Source organism: Nonomuraea aurantiaca (assembly GCF_020215705.1).
GTDB classification, from domain to species: Bacteria; Actinomycetota; Actinomycetes; order Streptosporangiales; family Streptosporangiaceae; genus Nonomuraea; species Nonomuraea aurantiaca.
On sequence record NZ_JAIWNB010000006.1, the window covers coordinates 205,869 to 228,403 of the forward strand.

The 22,535-nt window shown below is 69.3% G+C and carries 26 protein-coding genes and 1 pseudogene; 16 read left to right on the forward strand and 11 right to left on the reverse strand.

Going from position 1 to position 22,535, the window contains the following annotated elements:
• Positions 1-300 precede the first annotated feature (300 nt).
• The 7 genes and pseudogenes from LDL49_RS17100 to LDL49_RS59175 all read left to right on the forward strand — a co-directional run.
• A complete protein-coding gene (locus LDL49_RS17100) occupies positions 301-1,263 on the forward strand; it encodes an acyl-CoA desaturase (RefSeq protein ID WP_225292051.1) in 963 nt (320 codons plus the stop codon).
• A complete protein-coding gene (locus LDL49_RS17105; RefSeq protein ID WP_225292052.1) occupies positions 1,260-1,805 on the forward strand; it encodes a DUF5994 family protein in 546 nt (181 codons plus the stop codon). Before LDL49_RS17100 ends, LDL49_RS17105 begins: the two co-directional genes overlap by 4 nt.
• A gap of 186 nt (positions 1,806-1,991) precedes the next feature.
• Positions 1,992-2,390 carry an ATP-binding protein gene (locus tag LDL49_RS17110; protein WP_225292053.1) on the forward strand — a complete coding sequence of 133 codons (399 nt, stop codon included), beginning with the start codon at positions 1,992-1,994 and terminating at the stop codon, positions 2,388-2,390.
• Between the two features lie 411 nt (positions 2,391-2,801).
• The gene (locus LDL49_RS17115; RefSeq protein ID WP_225292054.1) at positions 2,802-3,248 is read left to right on the forward strand and encodes an STAS domain-containing protein; all 447 of its coding nucleotides are present in this window, start codon (positions 2,802-2,804) and stop codon (positions 3,246-3,248) included.
• 163 nt (positions 3,249-3,411) lie between these two features.
• Positions 3,412-3,807 (forward strand): STAS domain-containing protein, encoded by a 396-nt coding sequence (locus LDL49_RS17120; protein WP_225292055.1) that lies wholly within the window; start codon positions 3,412-3,414, stop codon positions 3,805-3,807.
• Between the two features lie 75 nt (positions 3,808-3,882).
• The gene (locus LDL49_RS17125) at positions 3,883-4,185 is read left to right on the forward strand and encodes a hypothetical protein (protein ID WP_225292056.1); all 303 of its coding nucleotides are present in this window, start codon (positions 3,883-3,885) and stop codon (positions 4,183-4,185) included.
• A 17-nt stretch (positions 4,186-4,202) separates the two neighbouring features.
• A pseudogene (locus tag LDL49_RS59175) lies at positions 4,203-4,739 on the forward strand (protein kinase domain-containing protein); the annotation flags it as partial.
• 138 nt (positions 4,740-4,877) lie between these two features.
• On the opposite strand, the gene LDL49_RS17135 reads toward LDL49_RS59175, so the two are convergent.
• Positions 4,878-5,984: an AI-2E family transporter gene (locus LDL49_RS17135; RefSeq protein ID WP_225292250.1), complete on the reverse strand. Its 1,107-nt coding sequence runs from the start codon at positions 5,982-5,984 to the stop codon at positions 4,878-4,880.
• A 319-nt stretch (positions 5,985-6,303) separates the two neighbouring features.
• On the opposite strand from LDL49_RS17135, the gene LDL49_RS17140 reads away from it, so the two are divergent.
• The 5 genes from LDL49_RS17140 to LDL49_RS17160 all read left to right on the forward strand — a co-directional run bounded on the left by LDL49_RS17140 (position 6,304) and on the right by LDL49_RS17160 (position 10,445).
• A complete protein-coding gene (locus LDL49_RS17140) occupies positions 6,304-6,603 on the forward strand; it encodes a hypothetical protein (protein ID WP_225292057.1) in 300 nt (99 codons plus the stop codon).
• On the forward strand, positions 6,534-6,983 hold the full coding sequence (locus tag LDL49_RS17145; RefSeq protein ID WP_308016134.1) for a YhjD/YihY/BrkB family envelope integrity protein: 450 nt from the start codon (positions 6,534-6,536) through the stop codon (positions 6,981-6,983). The genes LDL49_RS17140 and LDL49_RS17145 overlap by 70 nt, the downstream gene beginning before the upstream one ends.
• Positions 6,984-7,303: 320 nt before the next feature.
• Positions 7,304-8,845: an ISL3 family transposase gene (locus LDL49_RS17150; protein WP_263655141.1), complete on the forward strand. Its 1,542-nt coding sequence runs from the start codon at positions 7,304-7,306 to the stop codon at positions 8,843-8,845.
• A 277-nt stretch (positions 8,846-9,122) separates the two neighbouring features.
• A complete protein-coding gene (locus LDL49_RS17155) occupies positions 9,123-9,851 on the forward strand; it encodes a CAP domain-containing protein (protein WP_225292058.1) in 729 nt (242 codons plus the stop codon).
• A 195-nt stretch (positions 9,852-10,046) separates the two neighbouring features.
• On the forward strand, positions 10,047-10,445 hold the full coding sequence (locus LDL49_RS17160; RefSeq protein WP_225292059.1) for a hypothetical protein: 399 nt from the start codon (positions 10,047-10,049) through the stop codon (positions 10,443-10,445).
• Positions 10,446-10,460: 15 nt separating this feature from the next.
• Here LDL49_RS17160 and LDL49_RS17165 read toward each other — a convergent pair whose 3' ends face one another.
• From LDL49_RS17165 to LDL49_RS17175, 3 genes are read right to left on the reverse strand one after another with little or no spacing between them, the layout of a single operon-like run.
• Complete coding sequence (locus LDL49_RS17165) at positions 10,461-11,240, reverse strand: ABC transporter permease (RefSeq protein ID WP_225292060.1); 780 nt, start codon at positions 11,238-11,240, stop codon at positions 10,461-10,463.
• Positions 11,240-11,995, reverse strand: a complete 756-nt coding sequence (locus tag LDL49_RS17170; RefSeq protein WP_225292061.1) for an ABC transporter permease — start codon at positions 11,993-11,995, stop codon at positions 11,240-11,242. The genes LDL49_RS17165 and LDL49_RS17170 overlap by 1 nt, the downstream gene beginning before the upstream one ends.
• Positions 11,992-12,744 (reverse strand): ABC transporter ATP-binding protein, encoded by a 753-nt coding sequence (locus LDL49_RS17175; protein WP_225292062.1) that lies wholly within the window; start codon positions 12,742-12,744, stop codon positions 11,992-11,994. Before LDL49_RS17175 ends, LDL49_RS17170 begins: the two co-directional genes overlap by 4 nt.
• On the opposite strand from LDL49_RS17175, the gene LDL49_RS17180 reads away from it, so the two are divergent.
• Positions 12,743-13,372 (forward strand): amidohydrolase family protein, encoded by a 630-nt coding sequence (locus LDL49_RS17180; RefSeq protein WP_225292063.1) that lies wholly within the window; start codon positions 12,743-12,745, stop codon positions 13,370-13,372. The two genes, LDL49_RS17175 and LDL49_RS17180, sit on opposite strands and share 2 nt — an antisense overlap.
• 19 nt (positions 13,373-13,391) lie before the next feature.
• On the opposite strand, the gene LDL49_RS17185 is transcribed toward LDL49_RS17180, so the two are convergent.
• Positions 13,392-14,537 carry a PucR family transcriptional regulator gene (locus LDL49_RS17185; RefSeq protein ID WP_225292064.1) on the reverse strand — a complete coding sequence of 382 codons (1,146 nt, stop codon included), beginning with the start codon at positions 14,535-14,537 and terminating at the stop codon, positions 13,392-13,394.
• Between the two features lie 88 nt (positions 14,538-14,625).
• On the opposite strand from LDL49_RS17185, the gene LDL49_RS17190 reads away from it, so the two are divergent.
• Together LDL49_RS17190 and LDL49_RS17195 are read left to right on the forward strand one after the other, a co-directional pair.
• Positions 14,626-15,564, forward strand: coding sequence for an adenosine deaminase (locus tag LDL49_RS17190; RefSeq protein WP_225292065.1), 939 nt, complete (start codon positions 14,626-14,628; stop codon positions 15,562-15,564).
• 48 nt (positions 15,565-15,612) lie between these two features.
• Entirely contained in the window at positions 15,613-16,206 is a 594-nt protein-coding gene (locus LDL49_RS17195; protein ID WP_225292066.1) for an O-methyltransferase, read from the forward strand.
• Between the two features lie 11 nt (positions 16,207-16,217).
• Here the strand turns inward: LDL49_RS17195 and LDL49_RS17200 are convergent, their stop codons facing one another.
• On the reverse strand, positions 16,218-16,769 hold the full coding sequence (locus tag LDL49_RS17200; protein ID WP_225292067.1) for a peroxiredoxin-like family protein: 552 nt from the start codon (positions 16,767-16,769) through the stop codon (positions 16,218-16,220).
• A 68-nt stretch (positions 16,770-16,837) separates the two neighbouring features.
• On the opposite strand from LDL49_RS17200, the gene LDL49_RS17205 reads away from it, so the two are divergent.
• Complete coding sequence (locus LDL49_RS17205) at positions 16,838-17,461, forward strand: TetR/AcrR family transcriptional regulator (protein ID WP_225292068.1); 624 nt, start codon at positions 16,838-16,840, stop codon at positions 17,459-17,461.
• Here the strand turns inward: LDL49_RS17205 and LDL49_RS17210 are convergent.
• The 5 genes from LDL49_RS17210 to LDL49_RS17230 all read right to left on the reverse strand — a co-directional run bounded on the left by LDL49_RS17210 (position 17,458) and on the right by LDL49_RS17230 (position 22,483).
• The gene (locus LDL49_RS17210) at positions 17,458-18,645 is read right to left on the reverse strand and encodes a low temperature requirement protein A (RefSeq protein ID WP_225292069.1); all 1,188 of its coding nucleotides are present in this window, start codon (positions 18,643-18,645) and stop codon (positions 17,458-17,460) included. The genes LDL49_RS17205 and LDL49_RS17210 overlap by 4 nt on opposite strands.
• 105 nt (positions 18,646-18,750) lie before the next feature.
• A complete protein-coding gene (locus tag LDL49_RS17215) occupies positions 18,751-18,963 on the reverse strand; it encodes a hypothetical protein (protein WP_225292070.1) in 213 nt (70 codons plus the stop codon).
• A 256-nt stretch (positions 18,964-19,219) separates the two neighbouring features.
• The gene (gene ilvC, locus LDL49_RS17220) at positions 19,220-20,203 is read right to left on the reverse strand and encodes a ketol-acid reductoisomerase (RefSeq protein WP_225292253.1); all 984 of its coding nucleotides are present in this window, start codon (positions 20,201-20,203) and stop codon (positions 19,220-19,222) included.
• Between the two features lie 22 nt (positions 20,204-20,225).
• Entirely contained in the window at positions 20,226-20,750 is a 525-nt protein-coding gene (gene ilvN, locus LDL49_RS17225) for an acetolactate synthase small subunit (RefSeq protein ID WP_225292071.1), read from the reverse strand.
• The gene (locus LDL49_RS17230) at positions 20,747-22,483 is read right to left on the reverse strand and encodes an acetolactate synthase large subunit (protein ID WP_263655142.1); all 1,737 of its coding nucleotides are present in this window, start codon (positions 22,481-22,483) and stop codon (positions 20,747-20,749) included. The genes ilvN and LDL49_RS17230 overlap by 4 nt, the downstream gene beginning before the upstream one ends.
• Positions 22,484-22,535: the final 52 nt, after the last annotated feature.

The following is a 22,535-nucleotide window of genomic DNA, read 5'->3' on the forward strand; positions in this document are numbered from 1 at the left end:
GCTCTCGCGGTGAGTGAATGCTGATCAGCTGGTGACCCCTGCCGGGGCCGGGCGCGGAACGCGTGTGAGCTGTCCAGAACGTCATCAACTCAGCCGGCAACGAGCTCGTAGCCGTCTCCCTCCGGATACCGGCACAGTGACGGCGAGCACTCTCCACGCATCAGAAACGCTTTTGCCACCATATTGCCCCGGTAGTCCCAAAACAGCGCCGGCGGAGTGTGAGCACTGAAGGCGTGGGCAGTCGGATTGGTTCCAAAGCGTGAAAGGACGCTGCTGCACGTGTGACGGGGGGAGGCCGGCATGGTTTCGACGGGTGCAGACGTCGTCGATCGGGAGCGGATCGGCGCGGCGCCGATCATCGACGGGCGTAAACCGGTCGCGGCGGTGGTCGTGTTGTGGGTGTTCGTGCTGGTGCCGTTCGCGGCGCTGGCCGCCGCCGTGCCAGTGGCCTGGGGGTGGGGGCTGAGCTGGGCCGACGTGGCGATCGCCGCCACGGCTTACGTCCTGACCGGGCTCGGCGTCACGGTGGGTTTCCACCGCTATCTGACCCACGGCGCGTTCAAGGCGGGCCGGTGGCTGCGGATCGGCCTGGCCGTGGCCGGGTCCCTGGCCGTGCAGGGCTCGGTCATCCAGTGGGTGGCCGACCACCGGCGCCATCATGCCTTCGCCGACCGCGACGGCGATCCGCACTCGCCCTGGCGTTACGGGCACAGCGTGCGCGGCCTGGCCAAGGGGCTGCTGTTCGCGCATGTCGGCTGGATGTTCGGGCGTGACCTCACCAACCGGGAGCGCTTCGCCAAGGACCTGCTCGCCGACGCCGACATCGGCCGGGTGGACCGGCTGTTCGGGCCGCTGGTCGCGGCCTCGCTGCTGCTGCCACCCGCCATCGGCCTGCTGGCGACCGGCACCTGGCGCGGCGCGCTGACCGCGTTCTTCTGGGGCTCGCTGGTGCGCATGGCGATGCTGCACCACGTCACCTGGTCGATCAACTCCGTCTGCCACGTCTTCGGTGAGCGGCCGCTGAAAACTCGCGCCGGGGACCGGGCCGCGAACTTCTGGCCGCTGGCGATCCTGTCGTTCGGAGAGAGCTGGCACAACGGCCACCATGCCGACCCCACCTGCGCCCGCCACGGCGTGCTGCCCGGCCAGATCGACATCTCCGCCCGGCTGATCCGGCTGCTGGAAAAGCTCGGCTGGGCCCGCGACGTACGCTGGCCGACCCCGGCACGCCTGGCCGCACGACGCCGCGAGCCTTCCCCATGACCGGCCCCGGCCACGAGCGGCTCAGCTTGGATCCCGACCTCACACGCCAGGGCGCGGTGGACGGGGCGTGGTGGCCCGCCACCTACGACGCCGGCGCGGAACTGCCCGCCCTGATCGCCGCCATCGACCAGCGGCTGAACCGACGGGTCCTGCGCGTGGGCCTGCACGTGGACACCTGGGACAACATCCCGCACCGCATCGCCGCCCCCGGGCGTCAGGTCAAAGTGGGCTGGTTCCGCACCATCGACCCCCACGTGGTCAACCTGATCATCCCGGGGATCGAGCACCTCAACCTGCTCGTCATCCCACCCGACACCACACCCGCCGCCGCTCACAAAGCGCTCGCCATGGCCACCCGGTGCCGGGCAGATTCCAGGGGCCGTACCCGTCCTGGCGACATCCTCGCCGCCGCAGGCCAGAAGGGCCCCGCCGACGCCACCGCCGAGCAGGAGCTGAGCCTGGCCGGCTGGGACAACGAAGGCGGGCAGACCCGAACGGGCAATCGCAGCAAGCCCCATCACCAGCCACGATCGCCACGTTGACCAGGCCCCGATAGCCCCGATGGCCCCGATGGGCGGGAGGGCGGGGATGGACTTGCAAGAGGGCTCGCCCCCGACTCGCCCTGGATCTGATGTTTGGCTGGTCAATGCGATCACCAACATGGCAGCGCAAGGACTGGGCAAGAGGTGGGCGGACCGGTCACCCCCGGCGAGAGGCAGCGATGCATCATGATCTCCGAGTTCCGGTTACAGTGGCCGATCACCCGCGACCTGGCGACGCTGCGCGAGTGTGTGCACGCCTTCGGTTTCGGAGCCGGCCTGACCGGACAGCGCTTGCAGGATCTGGTGTTCGTCGCTAACGAGGCTGCCACCAACGTGCTGCAGCACGGCGGCGCGGGCGGCGCCCTGATCGCGTGGAGCGACGACGTTGGGGTGAGCCTGGAGGTGGTCGACGCCGTCGGTGCCCTGAGCGAAGCCGATCTGAGCCTCGAACCTGACCTCGCCGCCGGCCACGGTGTGGGCCTGTGGCTGATCCGGCGCCTGTGTGACGAGGTTAGCATTGAAGGGGTCGCGGGGAGCGCTCGGCTACGTCTGCGCCTGCGTCGCCAGGCACCGGCCACGGCGTGACTTTCTGGGGCGAGGAATCGTCCATCGGAGCGTGACGAAGGGCATCCTATTTCTGAACCTGATTGGCCCCTTTTCGCGTGTTGTACGTGGAGAGGGCGCCTGGCGGGATTCGGTCGCCCACGAGATTCTGTCCGGTCTGCATTCCGCGGTTCTGAGGCGTGGCGATGGGGGCCGGCGAGGACGGCATTCCTCAGAGCGAGGTTCCCCGCCCTCAGCCCTGCCGGCACCTAGCCGGTGATCGGCGGTGGTGATAAGCCTGGCTGGCATCGGTGGTTTCCGCTCCGGCGAGCCTGCTAGATGATCAGAGCACTGCACGCACGACACCGCTCACGCTGACACCCTCGCCACGTGTTCATTCCGCCTCAAGCCCGCGGCCCTGTTGTCTCCCGTACTCCACCGTAGGAGCCCGGCATGAACACCACGCACGCTGCCAGCGCCTCCGCGCTCGTGATCGCCGCCCTGATCGAACGACTCGTGATCGCGCTCACCCCGATCACCGCCGCCGCCCGGCTCCTGCGCATCACCCCGCTCGCCGACTGCGCGGGCCTGCGGATCGAGGGCGAGCTCGACCGCTCCACCCTGCCCGCCCTGAGGCGGGCGCTGGCCTCGATGGCGAGCGACGGGTTCTGCGTCGATCTGAGCGGCCTGACATTCATCGACACCGCCTGCCTGCGCGCCCTGGTCAGCGCCGCCACCGCTCTGCACGACGGCGGCGGCGACCGTGTTCTGACCCTGCGGTCGGTGCCTCCACAGGTGCGACGCCTGCTCGAGCTCACCGGCTGGCACCAGACGCCAGGTCTCCGCCTGCAGGCGCCGGCGCGCCCCGGCCGACCCACGCCTGGCCGACCTCACTCATGAGTCCACCGGCCCCCGAGGGATGCCCCGGTGTGGTGCCGCCGGCCACGTGCGCAGCCCGTGACAGCAGCCCAGTCACCGACCACATTCGATTTCATTCGACCTCATCGCGAAGCCCTATCCCTGCGGTGCCAGCATCCCGTGATGCCCTCGATCGGAGCACCTCATGACCACCCTCCACCCCCGCCTCGGGGCAGGTCCGTGGCCCATCCCTGCCAGCGCCACCATCGTGCACCTGCGCGGCGAGCTCGACCTCGGCACCCGCGAGGCGGTACGCGAACGCCTCCTGCGGGCCTTGCAACACAGCACCAGCCTGCTCATCCTCGAGCTGTCCGGAGTATCGTTCTGCGACGCCGCCGGACTGGGCGTCCTGATCGGCGTCCAACACCAGGCCAGAACCCTGAACATCGCCCTCTGCCTGGCCGCCCCCCGCCCGCACCTGGCCAAGGTGCTGCGCCTCACCGGCCTGGACCACAGCTTCCCGATGTACGGCACCACCCCCGCCACGAGTACGGGCAGCGTCGGGGGCAGGGCCGGATCCGGCCCTGCGGCAGCGCGCTGAGACCTCGTGCCCCCCATGTCTGTTCTCCCCCCCGGCAGCGGAACGACCACTCGGCCTCGCCCCTATCCTCCCGTCGTGGCAACAGCCGAGCTGGACCGGCCGCGCCATCAGGTGCTCCAAGACGCCCAGGTCGAGGCTGCCGCGATCCTCGCCCAGGCCCGCTCCGACGCCGAGCAGATCATCACCTCAGCGCAGATCATCGCCTCGGCCACGCTGCAGCGTGCGCGGAGTCGGCACCTGCCGCGGCGGCAGGCCATGGCGGGCCAGGCGGGTCAGAGCACGCAGCAGCGCCCGCACCCGCCCACAGCGACGGCGACGGCGACGGCCCTGCGCCGATCATGGTGCTCAACGACCGCTGGCGCGTCTACGCCCCCTTGAACGCCGACGCCAGCGCCATGGCCGCCCTGTACAAGGCCTACGAACTCGCCGACTCCGCCACCGTCGTCGCCAAGGTGTTCCACCAAGCCAACAACGACCCCCAACGATTCCGCACCTTCCTGCGGGAAGTACGGAGCATGCGCCTGCACCACCCGCACATCGGGCAGATCCTCGACTCCGGCCAGGACCGCAGATCCCAGGCGGTCTACCTCATCTCGCTCCTCTACCAGCCAGGCAGCCTCCACCTCCAGCAGCGGGCAGGCGCCGGCGTCTCGCTGAATTGGAGCCTGCAGGTCCTGGATCAGGTGCTGGCCGGGCTGCAGGCCGCCGCCGCGAGCGGCATCATCCACCTGGACATCAAGCCGCAGAACATCGTGCTGGACGGGCCCGCCAACATCAGGATCATCGACTGGGGCATGTCCCAGTTGCACCAGGCGGGCAAGAGCGTCTCCACGGTGTCCCCGGGCGGCACCAAGTGGTTCGCCAGCCCCGAGCAACTCGGCGTCACCGACGCCGCCCCCAGCACGCTGTCCGACCTGTACGGCGTCGGCGCCCTGGCCTACTGGCTGCTGACCGGCCTGGCACCGCTGCGACGCGAGCTCGAAACCGGCAGCGGCACTGTAGTTGTCGCGGGCCGTGCAGTCATGATCTTGTCTAGTTCGAGCGCGCGTCTGCGCTCGCCTCCAAGCCCGTCAGTCCTTCTGCTCGGGTTCCTTCCGAGGAGGAACGGCCTGCGCCGGTGGTTCTGGGGCCGGTCTCGCCGGGAGGGGGATCGGATCGTCCTTGAAGAGCTCGGGCACGGCCCGGTAGAGGACGGCGGTGATCGGCACAGCCACGACCGCGCCCGCGATCCCGGCCAGGATGCCGCCGACGGCCAGCACGAGGATGATCGCCAGCGGGTGGAAGTGCAGTATCCGGCCGACGATCAGCGGCTGGAGCACGTGATTCTCCAGTTGCTGCTCGACGATCAGGATGCCGATGAAGATCAGCGCGTAGATCGGGCCCTTCGCGCCGAGCGTGACCAGCGTCGCGACCGCCCCGGCGAACAGGATGCCGACGATCGGGATGAAGCTGGCCAGGAAGATCAGTACGGCGAGTGCCGCCCAGAGGGGGACGCCCATGATGGCCAGCACCAGACCCATCAGCACGCCGTGCACTGCGGCCACGGCCACCGTGCCCTGCACGTAGTGGGACAGCGTGGCCCAGGCAGTCCGCCCGGCCCGATCGACCCGCGGCGCCCTCCGGCCGAACCCCTTGAGGAACCAGGACCAGATCCGGTCGCCATCCTTGAGCAGGAAGAACGTCACGAACAGCAGGAGGACGATCGAGGCCAGGACCTCAATCACCACCACGGTGCCCGCGAGAACCGTCGAGGTGATCTGCTGCTGCCGCTCGGTGACGAACTTGGCGATCTCGTCCACCCAGCGGCTGAGCTGGATCGGCTCCAGGTGCAAAGGGCCGGTGTAGAGCCAGCCCTCCACCGTCTTGGCCGTCTGCCTGACCTGTGTCACCAGGCCGGGGAACTCCTCGTTGGCCCGCACGCCGATGATCCAGCCCGTCCCGCTCAGCGCGGCGAGGGCGACGAGCATGGTGATCCAGGTGGCGTAGATTGCCCGCAGGCCAGAGGCGCGCAGGCGCCGGGTGAGCGGGAACAGCAGCGCGGTCAGCAGCAGGGCGACCGCCACTGGCAGGGCGAGGATGCGCATCGTCGCCACGAAGCCGAACACGTAGTTGGCCACGATGCCGATGACGATCAGACACGCGCACCACGCGGCCATCCTCGCCAAGGTCGCAGGCACTAACCGCAACAGGCGCTCCTGAGGTGGATCCATGCACAGAACCTTCCCCACCGGTCGGAGATAGGCACGCTTTCAGGATTCAAGCCAGGGAAATGTTGGAGAGATAAAAGGTGCGTCACGGGTAGGGGTCATTCCGCCCTACCAACTTTCTCACGACGACACGGTGAGCCATCTTCTGCGAAACGACCATGGCGCGCGCTCACGGCCGCATTCCGCCGACGTACCGGCCCCGGCCATGAGCGCCGCCCGGCGCTGGGCCGACCGGATGGCGACAGGCTGGAAGCGAGGGAAGAGCCGGCATGGCTGGTTGGATCACACGGTGCGTGCCCTGATCCGCTACGACAAGGCCGACGCCGCCCGACTAGCGGCCGCCCTCACCTACTACGCCTTCTTCGCCACCTTCGCCATGGCCCTGCTGGGGTTCGCAATCCTCAGCCGCCTCCTGGACTATCCGGCGGCGCTGGCCGAGGTGCAGCGCTACCTGAGCGACACCTTCCCACGCCTGGACGTCCAAGCGCTTCGCAATGCCGGGGGAACGGCCGCCTGGGCGTGGTGGCCGGGCTCGGGGTGCTGCCCTCCCTGTCGCTCACCGTCGCCTTCGCCGCCGAGTGGGTGCTGACCTGGCTTGCGGTGAACACCGTGGGTGTGGACGCCGCCCCCGCCCGGTGGGTGCTGTCGGTGGCGGCCTTCGTGCTGGGCATCGGCATCAACACCTTACTGGCCATGGCGCTGCTGACCGCGCCACCACGGCTGCGATTACCGCTACGCCGGGTGATCGCCCCGGCGCTCGTCATCACGATCGGCCTGGAGATCCTCAAGACCCTCGGCCAAGCCCTGCTCAACCTCACCGCCGCCAACCCCGCCTACCAGGTCGTCACCGGAGCGGTGGCGATGCTGCTCTTCCTCAAGGCGCTCAACCAGCTCATCCTGTTCGCCACCGCGCTGGCGGCCACCAGCGCCACCGGCGAGGTCACCGACCTGGCCACCTCGCGACAGTGACGATGACCCTCTACAACCAGGCTGCCATGACGGGGCAGGATGGTCGGGTGACCGATAAGCAGCAGGGTCGGCACAAGCGGGCGGACATTTCACCAAGGCCTACAAGGCGCGGATCCTCGCGGCCTTCGACGCCCTGCCGGAGGGCAGCCCCTGAGCGTGGCGCGCTGCTGGGGAGTGTCCGGAGATCGGAGGTCGCTCGGGGGCGGAGAGGGCGTTCCTCCAGGTAGTCGTATTGCCGCTATCGGCCGCCGACCGCACTCCCACCGTTCACCGGGCTCTGTCCCGTAATCGGTGGTGGCGCTGCGTGATCCCTGCCAGGGTTGGCCGTGCTGAAGATCGGCGATCTTACGAGTGTGGTGTTTGCGGGGCTGTCTTCCCTGGTCATCGAGGATGTAAGGGATGAGGACGACCTCATTCGGGTCATGGCCCGTACTCGCGACGAGCCGGTACCGTGCCCGGTGTGTGGGGCGCTGACTGGTCGGGTGCACGGCTACGGCAGCCGGACGGTCACGGATGTCCCGGTCGACGGGCGGCGGGTGGTGGTGTCGCTACAGGTACGGCGTCTGGTCTGCCCGGCATGGGGGTGCCCTCGGCAGACGTTCCGTGAGCAGGTTCCGGGGCTGCTCGAGCGGTACCAGCGTCGAACGAGCAGGCTCACCGGTCAACTGGGCGCAGTGGTCAAGGAACTGGCCGGCCGGGCTGGTGCTCGGCTTTCGGCGGTCTTGGCCGTCACGATCTCGAGGTCCACAGCGCTGCGACTGCTGGTGCGGCTACCACTGCCACGGCTGCGGATCCCGCGGGTGCTGGGTGTCGATGACTTCGCGCTCAAGCGCCGCTACCGTTATGCCACCATCCTGACCGACGCCGAGACTGGCGAGCGGATCGATGTCCTGCCCGGCCGCGGTGCCGATGTCCTGGAGACATGGCTGCGGTCCCACCCGGGGGTCGAGATTGTCTGCCGCGACGGGTCGGGCGCGTACGGTGAGGCGATTCGACGTGCCCTGCCGGAGGTGGTGCAGGTCGGGGACCGGTGGCACTTGTGGGCGAATTTCTGCGACAAGACCCTCGCTGAGGTTCGGTCGCACAGCGCCTGCTGGGCCACGATCAACCCGCCTCGGCCCGCCGGCGTCCACGAACAGACCACCCGCGAGCGTTGGCAGCAGATCCACGACCTGCTGGACAAGGGCGTCGGCCTCCTGGAATGCGCCCGCCGGCTGAACTTGTCCCTCAACACCGTCAAGCGCTACGCCCGCACCCACAAGCCCGAGGTTTTGCGCCGCGCTCCGCGCTACCGGCCCACTCTCGTCGATCCTTACCGCGATCACCTGCGTGAACGGCGCGCCACCGACCCAGCCGTTCCGGTCCAGCAGCTGTTCCGAGAGATCAAAGAGCTCGGCTACACCGGCAGCCTCAACCTGCTCTACCGCTACATCACCCAAGGTCGAGCCGAAGGGGAACGGCCCGTCATCACCCCGCGCCGCCTGGCACGCCTCCTGCTCACCCATCCCGACCGGCTACGCGATAGCGACACCCAACTGGTGCAGGAGCTCACAGCCGCCTGCTCCGAACTGACCGCACTCGCCCACCATGTCCGCAGCTTCGCCGAACTCCTCACCCCAGCCGCGGGCAACGACACCAAGCTCACCGCCTGGATCACCACCGTCCGCGCCGCTGACCTTCCCCACCTGCACGGCTTCGCCAACGGCCTCGAACTCGATCGCAACACCGTGAATGCTGCCCTCACCCTCCCGCACCACAACGGCCGAACAGAAGGCGTCAACACCCGCACGAAGAGGATCATGCGACAGATGCACGGCCGTGCCGGATTCGACCTTCTGCGCCACCGCATCCTGCTGCAATGAAGATCACCCAGCGCCACCACCGATTACGGGACAGAGCCGTTCACCGGACAGGCCCCCAACTGAAGCGCTAAGTCACAGTGGCACAGAAGGTTTACCGAGGTCGATGGGGCAATTGTTACGATTGGGACACCTGGTACTCCAGATATAGCAGCGTTTTTCGTGACATAGCCGTTGCGGGCGCACCAGAATGCGGGATCGACGCCGTATCTAGCAGGACCGGAGGGACAGGATGCGCAGGCAACTCCAGGCACTCGTTTGCCTCGGAAGTCTGGCGGCATTGAGCATCCCCACGCCCGCCGCCCAGGCGGGGACCACGAAGGCCCCGTGCCGGGTCGTGGCCGCCAAGCCGTCCCTGTCCAAGGGCATGATCGTCGGCTCGGCCGGCCGGATCGGCTGCGACGCCAAGGCCACGCTCAGGGTCCGGATCGTCCGGGACGTGGCCGGTCGCGACCGTACGGTGAAGAGCGGTGCCAAGCTCGTGCTGAACGGCCGGATCACCGTCCGCGCCGGCTGCGCGGCTCCGGGGCGCTACTACGTCGTGGCCATGGACTACCAGGGCAAGCCGAGCCGGTCACGGCCCGTGGCCCTGTCCTGCAAGGCGCGGACGCCGGCGAAGACCGGCACCGCCTCGGCCACCGAGGACCAGGTCGTCAGCCTCACCAACCAGGCGCGGGCCAAGAAGGGCTGCCGCCCGCTCACCCACGATCCCAAGCTCCACGCGGCGGCCGAGCGGCATTCCGCGGACATGGCCGCCCACGACTACTTCGACCACGACTCCGAGAACGGCCGGACCCCGGGTGACCGCATAGCGACGGCCGGCTTCGCGCCGGTCAGCACCTGGGGCGAGAACATCGCCATGGGCCAGCCGACGGGCGCCTCGGTCGTCCGAGCCTGGCTCGACAGCCCCGGTCACCGCGCCAACATCATGAACTGCTCCTTCACCCATATCGGCGTCGGCCAGTCCACGAAGGGCCCCTACTGGACCCAGGACTTCGCCGCCCACTAGACCGCAGAACCCCACCCAGCCAGGGAGCGTCGGGCCTCCACCAGGCGCGCCACCGCGCCGGTTCCCACCGCAACGCCACGGCGCTCCCATCCGGCGGGCCCGGTCGCGCCTCCCCCCGCACAGCGGACCGCGACCGGGCCCGCACCCTTTTACGGGGAATGACCCTCTGCGAGGCAACCGAGCTGTGGGGATCTCATGCACTGGCACGCGTACACGTGGGTGGGCAACGGCGAGGAGCGCGAACGGGAGGATGAGCGGCGTCCGGGCTCGCCCGAGTTCGCCGGTTCACTCCTTCCGCCGATGCGCACCGGCGACTGGCTGGCCAGACCGGCCTCCCGGATCCGCGCCAGCTTCGACGACCCAGGGCGGGCGGTGAAGTGGCTGGCCATGCAGTACGCACAGATCAGGGACGCGTTCCCGCGTCCGGACCGGATCGGGCTGACGGCCCGGCTCGACGGCGCGGCGGACGCGCTGCCCCGCGGGGTGGACGTCCAGTGGGGCGAGTGGCTGACCGGAGGCAGGTTCGCCACGATCAGCGTGATCTGCTGCCCGAACCGGCACACTACGCACCCCTGCCCCATCCGCCGCCCCTGACCTCGCGGGCGCGGGTCAGTCGCGGTTGTCCGAGAAGCGGGCCAGGACCAGGGACTCGACGACGCCCACGACCGCGTACGCCAGGATCGACACAGCGGTGACCACCACGATGTCCGCCCACACCTCGTCATACCGGAACCCGCCGATGGCCCGCAGGATCCCGGCGCCGATCCCCTGCCCGGTCGCCAGCCACTCGGCGATCAGCGCGCCGATGATCGAGGCGGGCACGGAGATCCGCGCGGAGGCGAACACCGAGGGCATCGCCGTCGGCACGGCCACCTTGCGCAGCACGGTCAGCCGCCCGCCCCCGTACGCCATGATCAGGTCGGTGGCCTGCGGCGAGGCGGAGCGCAGCCCGAAGGCGACGTTGACCAGGGCGGGGAAGAACACCACGATGCCGCCGATGACCGCGACGCCGACCAGCTCGCGGCCGAAGACGAGCGTGATCAGCGGCGTCATCACCACGAGCGGCACCGAGCGCAGCAACATCGCGACCGGCATGAACGTCTGCTCGACGGTCCTGAACAGCACGAACGCCATCGCCACGACCACCGCCGCGACCATCCCGCTGACGAAGCCGATGGCCGCGTCCCTGATCGTGATGCCCAGGGCGGCGAAGACCGCGTCGCGATGGGCCGGGGAGGAGCCGAACAGGTACTCCCAGACCTGCGGGGGACGCTTGCCCACCAGCGGGCTGATGCCGAACGCCTCCAGGGACAGCCACCAGATCGCCACCACGATGACCACGGAGGGCAGCAGCGGGCCGACGACGCGCAACACGATGCGGCCGATCATCAGGAGGACCTCGCTCTGCCGTACGACCAGGGTGTCACCACGCGGGCGACCAGCGCGACGATCGCGTAGCCGAGGCCCGCGACCAGGCCGGCCACGAGTGCCAGCCCCCACGTGCGAGGGACCTGGAACTGCTGCTGGGAGATCATCCGGGAGACGCCGAGGCCCTGGTCGTTGCTGCCGAGGTACTCGCCGATGATCGCGCCCAGCAGGGCGCCGGGGGCCGAGATCTTCAGCCCGGCGAACGTGCTCGGCAGCGCCGCGATGATCTGGACGTACCGCAGCTTGGCCAGGCGGCCGCCGCCGTACACCGCGATGAGGTCGAGGCTGGTCCGGTCGGCGGAGCGCAGCCCGAGCAGCGCGCCGATGAGCGTGGTGAAGAAGACGGAGACGGCCGCCAGGAACACCACGGCGGCCTCACCGCCGAAGACGACCAGGACGATCGGGCCGATGGCCAGCAGCGGGATGCAGTAGCTGATCACCGCGAGCTGGGTCGCCACCGCCTCCAGGCGCGGGACGAGCAGGACGAGCAGCGCCACCCCGATGGCCAGGCCGTTGCCCCAGAGGAAGCCCTGGAGCGCGGCGCTGACGGTGGCCGTCGTGTTGGGGCCGTAGAAGCCCCAGCCGTCGTGGCCCATCCCGGCCAGGACCGCCCACGGCGTCGGGACCGCGCCGCCGTCCGCGAAGACCGTCACGGCGAGCAGCCACCACAGGGCGATCAGCACGACGACGCCGAGCAGGCCGTGGATCCGCTTCATGAGCCGTGCCCGAAGAGCAGGTCGCTGAGGTGGTCGTGGATGGCGTGGAATTCCGGTGTACGCATCATCTCGGGCACCCGGGGACGCGGCAGGTCGATCTCCACCATCTCCACGATCCGGCCCGGGCGCGGGCTCATGACGGCCACCACGTCCGACAGGAAGATCGCCTCGCCGATGCCGTGGGTGACCATCAGCGTGGTGGCCGGCTTCTCGGTCCAGATGCGCAGGAGTTCCAGGTTGAGCCGCTGGCGGGTCATGTCGTCCAGGGCCCCGAACGGCTCGTCGAGCAGCAGCACGCTGGGCTTGACCACCAGCGCGCGGGCGATCGACACGCGCTGCCGCATGCCGCCCGACAGCTCGGCGGGCCGTGCCTTCTCGAAGCCCTGCAGGCCGACCAGCTTGATCAGGTCGTCGATCACGCCGGGCTCGGGCTTGATCCCCGCGACCTCCAGCGGCAGCCGGATGTTGGCCGCGACGCTGCGCCAGGCCAGCAGCGCCGAGTCCTGGAAGGCGATGCCGAGGTGGTGGCTCCTGCGGAGCTCCTCGGGGGCCTCGCCGTTCACCCGGATCTCGCCGGCGGTGGGCTTTTCGAGCCCGGCCAGGATGCGCAGCACGGTCGACTTGCCGCAGCCCGAGGGGCCGAGCAGGGACAGGAAGGAGCCTTTCGGCGTCTCCAGGTCGACCTTCTCGACCGCGGTCAGCCCGCTGCCGAACGTCTTGCTCAGCCCCGTGATGCCGATGCCGGTCATGAGCGGCTGGCGCAACTACACGCGCGACGAGATCAGGGCCGTCGTCGACGAGGCGCACGCGCTCGGCATGCTGGTGGCCTCCCACGCCCACTCCGAGGAGGGCATCCGCGTCGCCGTCGAGGAGCGCGTCGACTCGATCGAGCACGGCACGCTGCTGAGCGGGGATCTCGCCGAGGTACTCGCGGCGCGCCGCACGCCCGTCGCGCCGACGCTGCTGATCAACGAGGCCATCGCCGAAGGCCGGGTCCCGGTCACCGCGGAGTCGATGGCCAAGGCCGCCGAGCTCGTGGCCACGCGCAACGTGCTGCTCGCCGAGGCGGCGCGGCTGGGTGTCCGCTTCGTTCTGGGCACCGATGCCAACGGGCACCACGTCCAGTTCGGCGACCAGCTCGCCGAGGTGGTCCACATGACCGAGATCCTGGGCATGTCCGCTTCTGAGGCACTGCGCGCCGCGACCTCGGACGCCGCCGACTCGATCGGCGTGCCGGTGGGCCGGATCGAGCCCGGCCTCGGGGCCGACTTCATCGTGCTGCGCGGGCGCCCGTGGGAGCAGATCACGGACCTGGCCGTGGCGAACATCGTCGCCGTGGTCTCACGAGGACGTCTCGTCGCGGGCGAGCTACCCTGACCCGTCCGAAGGGGCCCCTTCAGGCAGGGTCCCCTTCGGACGGCTGAGCCGACCTGAGGGCCAGATAGAGGTCCGTACGGTCGCGCATCGACGACATCCGCCGCCCGGTCAGCTCCTCGATCCGCTGCATGCGGTAGCGCAGCGTGTTGACGTGCACGTACAGCTCGTCGGCCGTCCGCTGCCAAGAGCCGCACGTCTCCAGGAAGACGTCGAGCGTGCGCAGCAGCTCGGAGCCGTGCCGCGCGTCGTACTCGATGATCGGCCCGAGCAGGTGCTCCCTGAACGAGCGCCGCACGCTCACGGGCAGTTGGGCGAGCAGGAGTTCGTGGCTGTCCACGTCGGCGACCGACATGACCGACACCGGCCCCTCGCCGTAGCGGGCCGACTCCATGCCCCGCCGCGCGGTCTCCAGCGCCTCGCCGAGCTGCGACACGCTGGCGGTCGCGTCGCTGATCCCGGCCGCCACCCGCATGCCCGGCCGGTCGGTCACCAGCGCGCGCAACTCGTCGGTCAGCGCCTGGCGCGAGACCTTGCCGTTGACGAGCACGATCCCCTCGTCGGACCGCCCGCCGACGACCAGCTGCCGACCTCTCCTGGCCAGCGCGTACATGAGGGCGGGCACGTCGTCGTCGTCCGACCCACCCATCCTGGCCACCACCATGGCCGTGGTCGGCAGCCCCGGGTCGGCCCCGAGCAGCCGCAGGTGGGCCGACACCTCGCCGGGCGCGATCCGCTGCGTGCCCAGGAGGTCGAGCAGCGTCTGCGCCCGGGCCCGCTCGTCCCTGCGCCGCTCGGCCGCGAACGCCTCCTCGATCACCACCTCGGTGATCGCGCCGAACGGCTGGTCGGGCGCGGCCAGGAGCAGCGGCAACCGGCGGCGCTCGCACGCCTTGACCAGCGCTTCCGGAAGCTCCCCCAGCACGACCAGCCCGACGATCAACCCCGCGGCGTCGCTCGTCCACAGCGCGTCGGCGAACGTCTCGCAGTCGGACGGCTGGGTGTACCAGACACCGCTGGTCAGGACCAGGTCGCCGGGGCGCAGGTAGCGCCGCGGGTCGGGCAGATCCGTCGGATAGGCACGCCTGACCTCCCTGCCGAGCCCGTCATGTCCGGTCACCGGCACGAGGCTCAGGTCGTCACGCGCCACCAGATCCGCCAGCCGCATGAATCTGATGTTATGCCAGGTCATTGGGCGAGAGTTCGGAGGTTCGCACGATACCGTGGCCGGTGTCCTGTCAGGTTTACTCGATCACATGCGTCCCAAAGCCGAACTCCACCTGCACATCGAAGGCACCCTCGAACCCGAGCTCGTGGTCGAGCTGGCCAGGCGCAACGGGATCGACCTGCCGACCTTCGACGCGGAGGCCATCAGGGCGCGCTACGACTTCGCCGATCTCCAGTCGTTCCTGGACATCTACTACGAGAACATGGCCGTTCTCCGCACCGACCGGGACTTCTACGACCTCGCCACCGCCTACCTGGGGCGGGCCCAGGCGCAGGGCGTACGGCATGCCGAGATCTTCTTCGACCCGCAGGCCCATCTGAGCAGGGGCGTGTCGCTGGAGGCGGTGTTCGGCGGGCTGTCGGCCGCTCTCAAGGACAGCGACGTCTCAGCGGCTCTGATCATGTGCTTCCTGCGTGACCGGGGGGCCGAGGAGGCAGAGCAGGTGCTGCGGGCCGCGTTGCCGTACCGGGACCACTTCATCGGCGTCGGGCTGGACTCGGCGGAGGTCGGTCATCCGCCGGCGCTGTTCCGCCGGGTGTTCGACATGGCGGCCGCGGAGGGCCTGCGCCGGGTCGCGCACGCCGGCGAGGAGGGCGGCCCCGACTACGTGTGGGAGGCCCTGGACGTGCTCAAGGTGGAGCGGGTGGACCATGGCATCCGCGCCATGGAGGACCCCTCGCTGGTCGCCCGCCTGCGGGAGGAGCGGATCCCGCTGACGGTGTGCCCGCTGTCGAACGTCCGGCTGCGCACGGTAGCGTCACTGCGGGACCACATCCTGCCCGCGATGCTGGACGAGGGCCTGATGGTGACGGTCAACTCCGATGACCCGGCGTACTTCGGCGGTTATGTCGAGGACAACTACCGGGCGCTGCGCGACGAGCTGGGCATGACGGACGCACAGCTGGACCAGATCGCCCGCAACTCCTTCGAGGCGTCGTTCGTCGAGGTCCCGTCAGCCGGTCAATGAGGCGAGCCGCTGATCCACAAGGGCCTCTCGCCAGACGGAAGGTGATCAGTGAACACATCCTTGGCCGACTACCTCGACAGCCTCTACCAGCTGGGCCGCGAGCACGACGCGCCCCTGGCCGACCGCCTGCTGCGGCTGCGCAACATGACCCCGGGCGCGGCGGGCCTCATCGCGCTGCTGGTCCGCGTCCAGGGGAGCCGGCGGGTGGTGGAGATCGGGACATCCAACGGCTATTCGGCGATCTGGGTCGGCGACGCCGTACGGGACACCGGCGGGCACCTGGAGACGGTGGAGATCGACGCCGCACGGGTCGACCAAGCGCGGGCCAACATTGCGGCGGCCGGGGTGGCCGACCAGGTGACCGTGATCCACGCGGATGGCGGGGAGGTGCTGGCGGCCAGCCCGGACGGGTCGGTCGACCTGGTGGTGCTCGACGCCGAACGGCCCGCGTACGTGGGTTACTGGCCGCAGTTGCAGCGGGTGCTCTCCCCTCGGGGTGTCGTCGCGGTGGACAACGCGCTCAGCCATCAGGAGCAGGTGGCGGCCTTTCGTGACCTGGTGACGGCCGACGGGCGATTCGCCGTACAGCTGCATGAGGTCGGCGACGGGGTGCTCACGGTGGTGCGGCTACAGCAGTCTTGACCTGGCTACTTCTAAACCGGTTTCGGCGCATGGGACGCCACGTCGAGGATCTCGTCGACGGACCACTGGTCGTAGGCGTGCTCACCGTACTTGGCGGCGAGCACCCGGCCGTCCCGCCCGATCAGGAAATCGGCGGGCAGGCCCAGCCGGCCGCCGTGCGGCTTGGCCGCCGGGGCGCGTTCGCGACCCCGCAGGACCCCCCACGTGGTCACGGCGACCACGCGCAGGAGCGTCCCCCACACGCGCGGGTCGAGCAGCGAGCGGGCCGCCGACTCCACCCCGAACTCGACGTACAGCAGCTTGCCCGGGTCGGCGATCACCGGGAACGGCAGGCCGGGCGTGTGCTCGGCCAGCTCTTCGGCCGGTGAGTGGAAGACCACGACCTCGCGGACGCCCGCCGCCTCGATCTCGTCATGCCTGCGCACGATGGACCGCAGGTGCAGGTTGCAGACCGGGCACCCGGCGAAGCGCCGGAACTGCAGGTGCACCAGCCGCTCCGGGTCAGGGATGGCGACCGGCCGGCCGGACACCGCGCTCAGCTCTCTGGCATCAACGACACGCATGTGAACCCCCTTTAGGCGTACGGCATACGCTTACGATGATAGGCGTATGCCGTACGCTGTCAACTGTCATGCCGCGACCCCGTTCACTCACTCCTGACCAGCTGGCCACGGCCGCCCTCGCCGTCATCGACCGCGACGGACTCGCCGGGCTGTCGATGCGCGCGGTCGCGCAGGAGATCGGCATGAGCACCATGGGCCTCTACCGCTACGTCGAAGACCGCGGCGAGCTCGAACAACTCGTCATCGACCGCGTCCTCGACACCGTCGACCCCATGCCGCCCGACCGCGGCCGGCCCTGGCACGAGCGGATCGAGATCATGGTCGAGCGGCTGCGCGGCGTCGTGGGCTCCCACCCGTGGCTCGTGCCGCTGATCATCGCCCATCGGCACCGGTCGGCGACCATACTGCGCTGGTCAGAGCCGGTGGCCGCCATCCTCGCCGAGGCCGGGCTGGACGGCCGCGAGCGGGTGATCGCGCTGCGCTCGCTGCTCGCGTACGTGGTGGGGGCGATCCAGCTCGAACAGCTGGGACCGCTGGCCGGCGCGGGCACCCAGGTCATCGCGGACCGGGCCGAGCTCCCCTACCTGTCCGAGACCGCCAGGCACGCCCACGACGTCACCACGGACGAGGAGTTCCACGGCGGGCTCGCCCTCCTGCTGCGCGGCATCGGCGGCGGCCCGGCCATCCGCTAAGGCGGGGGCACGGGAAGCGAGCGGCGTCCCTCGCGCGCGAGTGTCGTCACGAGCAGGAGTACGAGCACCGCGGCGATGACGGTGAGCCCCGCGGCCACCCCCACACGGGGCGCGGCGAAGACGGTGAGCACCATGAGCAGCGTCGCCACGCCGATCGCCCCCGGCCGCACGACGGTCCTGCCCACCAGCGGGGCATGCAGCACCCACAGCAGGACGAGCATGACGACGACCGGAATGGCGACCGAGGTCACCACCGCTTGCGCGCCCGCCGCGATGTGATGCTCCCCCTCCCCCGCCGACGCCACCGCGACCTCGAGCCCGGCACCGAGCGCGGCAAGCGCCGCGAATATCAGATAGTGCCCATATCCCCAGATGAACGAGTGTTCCCGTCGCTCTTCAAGCCCGTCGCCGGCGGGCTCGGAGAAGTAGATCCACCACAGCGCGAAAAGGATGACGAGACCGGCCATCGCGATGACGACGAGGCCGACGCTCAAGCCGTGGGCGACCGAGCCCTGCACCGCGTTCGTCGCCGCGAGCACGCTCTCGCCGAGCAGGATGATGGTGAACAGCCCGTAGCGCTCGGCGATGTGGTGCGGGTGCCAGCTCGTCGAGCCCGTACGCTCGGCGATCGGCGGCACCGAGAGGTCGAGGAGCGCGCACGCGATGAACAACCAGACCGGCCCGCCCCCCGGCAGCGCGAGCTTGGACACCCAGAGCACCTGAACGAACGTGATGCCGATCGCGTAGCGCAGCGCCGTCGCCCGCCCCTCGGGGTGCGCGACCGCGGCGCGCAGCCACAGGCTGACGAGCCCGACGCGCATGACGAGGTAGCCGATCGTCACGACGGTGAAGTCACCCTCGAACGCCGCGGGCACCCCGGCCGCCAGCACCAGCACGCCGGCCATCTGCAGGAGCGTCATGACGCGGTACGGCACGTCGTCGGTGTCGTACGCGGAGGCGAACCAGGTGAAGTTCATCCACGCCCACCAGATGGCGAAGAAGACCATGAGGAAGGGCCCGACGGCTTCGAGACCGTGCCCCTGCTCGGTGGCGTGCGCGAGCCGGCCCACGATCTGAGACGCCGCGGCGACGAAAGTGAGATCGAAGAGCAGCTCAAGAGGGCTCGAGACACGATGCGGCTCTGTCAGATCGCGAGCGGCCATGCGGGTCCGGAGCGGCGACATGTGCCTACCCTAGTGACCTGCGCCTGCCTCGCTGACAGGCGCCTGCCTGCCGACCGGCGGTGAACGAGTGCCGGTCCCCGGCGAGCAGGGGACCGGCACTCGGGCCTACTTGAGCCAGAGGACCCAGGCGCTGGGTATCTCGGTGCACTTGTACGCGTTGAAGTTCTCACGCACATACTGCTGGCCTGCGTCGACACACTTCTTCTTGGTGGGGAACTGCCCGTAGGACACCCAGTCGGCCGCTTGGGCGGGCAGGCCGAGTCCGACGACCGCCATGACGGCGATTCCCGCGCCCGCTATTGCAGTACGTACACGCATTCTTGACTCCCTTTCACCACTGCGGCAATGCACGAAGATCATCCCAGGGGTGAACGAGCCGAGTGAGCGGCAAGACATATCAAGTGATCTAGTCAATCTCGGCAGCTCTCGCCCTTGCGGACGACCTCTCCCGCATGACAGAAAGGAAGGTCCGGTACGTTACTTCAGCACCCAGAGCGACTCTTCTCGGCGACTTCCGGCCGAGCACAGGCCGAGCCCGCGGCGCGCAGCGCCACGGGCTCGGAAAGCGAGCTTGTCAGGCCTTGAGCCAGCTCATCATCGGGCGCAGCTTGGCGCCGGTCTTCTCGATCGGGTTCTCGGCCAGCTCCTCGCGGTGACGCGTGAACTCCTTCTGGCCGCCGTCGAACTCCTCCACCAGCTGCCGGGCGAAGGTGCCGTCCTGGATCTCGCCCAGGATGCGGCGCATCTCCGCGCGGGTCTCGTCGGTGATGACGCGCGGGCCGCGGGTGTAGCCGCCGTACTCGGCGGTGTCGGAGACCGACCAGTACATCTTGGAGATGCCGCCCTCGTACATGAGGTCGACGATGAGCTTCATCTCGTGCAGGCACTCGAAGTAGGCGACCTCGGGCTGGTAGCCGGCCTCGATGAGGGTCTCGAACCCGGCCTTGATCAGCTCCGACACGCCGCCGCACAGCACGGCCTGCTCACCGAACAGGTCGGTCTCGGTCTCCTCGGTGAACGTGGTGCGCAGCGCCCCGGCCCGGGTGCCGCCGATGCCCTTGGCGTACGACAGAGCCAGGTCCAGCGCCTTGCCCGAGGCGTCCTTCTCCACCGCCACGAGAACCGGCACGCCGCGCCCGGCTTCGAACTGGCGCCGCACCAGGTGACCGGGACCCTTGGGGGCGACCATGCAGACGTCGACGCCCTCGGGGGCCTCGATGAGGCCGTAGCGGATGTTCAGGCCGTGGCCGAAGAACAGCGCGTCGCCCTCGACGAGATTCGGCGCGACGTGGTCGGCGTACAGGTGGCGCTGGATGTGGTCCGGCGCCAGGATCATCGTGAGGTTCGCCTCCTCCACCGCCTCCGAAGGCGTCAGGACGCGCAGGCCGTCGTTCTCGGCCTTCTCCCGGCTCTTGGAGCCCTCAGGCAGGCCGACGCGCACGTCGACACCCGAGTCACGCAGGGAGAGCGCGTGGGCGTGGCCTTGGCTGCCGTACCCCAGCACGGCCACGTGACGCCCCTGGATGATCGAGAGGTCGGCCTGGTCGTCGTAGTAAATCTCGGTCACTTGCATAAACCTTTCAGGCGGTACGGTCCAGTGCCCTGAGGGACCGGTCGGTGATGGAACGGGCGCCGCGGCCGATGGCCACCATGCCCGATTGGACGAGCTCCTTGATCCCGAACGGTTCGAGCACCTTGACGAAGGCCTCGAGCTTGTCGGGAGTGCCGGTGACCTCGATGGTCACGGCGTCGGCCGCCACGTCGATGCAGCGGGCGCGAAAGAGCTGGACGAGCTCCAGCACGTGCGAGCGGCTGTCGGCGTCGGCCTTGACCTTGACCAGCATGAGCTCGCGCTGCACGGACTGGGTCGGGTCGAGCTCGACGATCTTGAGCACGTTCACCAGCTTGTTGAGCTGCTTGGTGACCTGCTCAAGCGGCAGCTCCTCGACACTCACGACGATGGTCATGCGTGAGATGTCGTCGTGCTCGGTCTGCCCGACGGCCAGCGAGTCGATGTTGAAGCCGCGCCTGCTGAACAGCGCGGACACCCGCGCGAGGACGCCCGGCTTGTTCTCGACAAGCACAGAAAGCGTATGCCTGCTCATTCTTCGCTCTCCCACTTCGGCGCCATGTCACGGGCGATCTTGATGCTGTCGTTGCTCGTGCCCGCCGCGACCATCGGCCAGACCATCGCGTCCTGGTGGACCACGAAGTCGACCACGACGGGCACGTCGTTGATCTCCATGGCCTTCTTGATGGTCTCGTCGACGTCTTCCGGCCGCTCGCACCGCAGACCGACACAACCGTATGCCTCCGCCAGCTTGACGAAATCGGGGATGCGGCGCGTCGACTGGAGGTTGGTGTTGGAGTAGCGCTGGTCGTAGAAGAGCGTCTGCCATTGGCGGACCATGCCGAGGTTACCGTTGTTGATGACCGCGACCTTGATCGGCACCCCCTCCAGGGCGCAGGTGGCGAGCTCCTGGTTGGTCATCTGGAAGCAGCCGTCGCCGTCGATGGCCCACACGGTGCTGTCCGGCTGCCCCATCTTGGCGCCCATCGCGGCCGGCACGGCGAAACCCATCGTGCCGAGGCCGCCGGAGTTGATGAAGGTGCCGGGGTTCTCGTAGTCGATGAACTGCGAGGCCCACATCTGGTGCTGCCCCACGCCCGCCACGTAGTAGGTGTCGGGCCCGGCGATGGCGCTGAGCCGCTCCATGACGTACTGGGGAGCCAGCGACCCGTCCTCGAACTCCTCGTAGCCGAGCGGGTAGGTCTCCTTCATGCCGTTGAGCAGCTTCCACCAGTCGGCGTAGTCACCGTGCCGGCCGCCGGCCTCGACGGCGGCGATCAGGTCGGTGATGACCTCCTTGCAGTCGCCCACGATCGGCACGTCGGCGTGGCGGTTCTTGGAGATCTCCGCCGGGTCGATGTCGGCGTGGACGACCTTCGCGTGCGGCGCGAACGTCGACAGCTGGCCGGTCACCCGGTCGTCGAAGCGCACGCCCAGGCCGATGAGCAGATCGGCCTTCTGCAGCGCGCCGACGGCCGTGACGCTGCCGTGCATGCCCGGCATGCCCATGTGCTGGGGATGGCTGTCGGGGAACGTTCCGCGCGCCATCAGCGTGGTGACGACCGGGATGTTGGCGAGCTCGGCCAGCCTGAGGAGTTCGGGCGAGGCGCCCGCCTTGTGCACGCCGCCGCCCACGTAGAGCACCGGGCGCCTGGCCTCGGCGATCAGCTTCGCGGCCTCGCGGATCTGCTTGGAGTGCGGCCTGGTCACCGGCCGGTAGCCGGGCAGCTGCATGGTCGGCGGCCAGCTGAAGGTGGTGTCGGCCTGCAACGCGTCCTTGGAGATGTCGACCAGCACCGGACCGGGACGGCCCGTGGAGGCGATGTGGAAGGCCTCCATGATCGTGCGGGGGATGTCCAGCGCGTCGGTGACCAGGAAGTTGTGCTTGGTGATCGGCATGGTGATGCCGGAGATGTCGGCTTCCTGGAAGGCGTCCGTGCCGATCGCCGCGCTGGCCACCTGGCCGGTGATCGCCACGATCGGCACCGAGTCCATGTAGGCGTCGGCGATGGGCGTGACCAGGTTCGTCGCGCCCGGGCCGCTGGTCGCCATGCAGACCCCGACCCTGCCGGTGGCCTGCGCGTATCCCTCGGCCGCGTGGCCCGCGCCCTGCTCGTGCCGTACGAGCACGTGCCGGACCTTGGTCGAGTCGTACAGGGGATCGTAGGCGGGCAGGATGGCGCCGCCGGGGATCCCGAACACAGTGTCGACTCCCACGTGCTCCAGCGCCCTGACCAGGGCCTGTGCACCTGTCATCCGTTCGGTCATCGGCTCGTTCCTTGCGTGGCTACACCTTAAGGACATAAAAAATGCCCCATCC